This window comes from Olsenella phocaeensis, from assembly GCF_900120385.1.
Lineage (GTDB): Bacteria > Actinomycetota > Coriobacteriia > Coriobacteriales > Atopobiaceae > Olsenella_I > Olsenella_I phocaeensis.
The window spans coordinates 1-1,146 of the sequence record NZ_LT635525.1; the positions used below are offsets into that span (position 1 = coordinate 1).

The following is a 1,146-nucleotide window of genomic DNA, read 5'->3' on the forward strand; positions in this document are numbered from 1 at the left end:
CCGGGGCCTTCCCCATCCGAGACGAGCGCGGCGCCCTGCTGGCCACGCTCTGCGTGAGCGGCCTCCACGAGGGCCTCGACCACGAGCTTGCCGTGCGCGCCCTCGCGGAGGCGGAGGGGAAGGAATGCGGGCGGGACGTCCCCGTCTACGCCTGGCTGGCGAGGTAGCGGGTGATTGTAGGGCTGCGAAGCCGGACCCCCACGGCACGCCCAAGCCCCACGGCACGCACGCTACGCACAAGTCGGGGCCGTGACTGCCTGCTGGCGCGACGTCCAATCTTGCAAACGCGGACACTTTTCTTGTCCTCCGGCGGCAATTCTGTCCACAACCACAAGATTGGGCCGGTGGAGAGGAGTGGGGCCAGCAAGCGCAGAGAAGCAAGCGGCATGTCTCGCCCGTGAAGGCTGATGTCGTGGCTTGTCCGTATACTGGAAAACGTCTGGTTCCGGGCGAGAGGATCGCCCCCGGTCGCGTGGAGGGCGTCTCTCATGGAGAACAAGGCATTGCGGGAGCTGGACGAGAGGCGAGCGCGCCAGGGCTCACGCGCCGACGGCATGCGGTTCGCCCATGGCATGTTTGACCTCCTCGCCCTGGTGGACTTCGCCAGCCTCGCGACCTCCGTCGACGAGCTGCGCCAGGAGGTGCCGGGACGTGACGAGGCCCCCGTTGTCCTCGGCTCGCGCCAAGGCGATGCGCCCACGGCCCCGCAGCCGAGCCCCTCTCCCCAGAACGTGGAGGACGTCACCGCGGAACCGGTGCCTGCCGAGGCGCCGAAGGAGGTCGCCACCGAGACTGTGGAGGCGGAACCTGAGCTGGCTGCCCCTGCCGACGACCATTGCGCCGCCATCGCCTCTGCCTCTGCCGATGTTACCGACGCAGCTACTGGCACTCCCGCCGAAGCGGCACCGGCGTCGGAGCCGCAGAAGGCGTCGCCCTACGTCCTGCTTGTCGAGGAAGACGCTGCCTGGCGGCCCGGGGAGCTTCCCCGCGTCGCGTTCTTCGGCTACATGGGATTGCTCCTCCTCGTGCTGGGCTTCCCCGTGCTCCGCGCCTCCGTACCCGCCTCCGTCCTCCTCTTTGGCATGGGCGCGGCGGGCCTCGCCCTCGCCACCAAGCGCCTCCTCGACTCCCGCCGTCGCCGGCGCC

1 protein-coding gene is annotated in these 1,146 nt (G+C 69.8%); it reads left to right on the top strand.

Annotated features, from left to right (window positions below):
• Positions 1-488: 488 nt before the first annotated feature.
• Positions 489-1,146, top strand: a 658-nt coding sequence (locus BQ7388_RS11090; RefSeq protein WP_200781493.1) for a hypothetical protein, incomplete at its 3' end; no start/stop codon positions are given.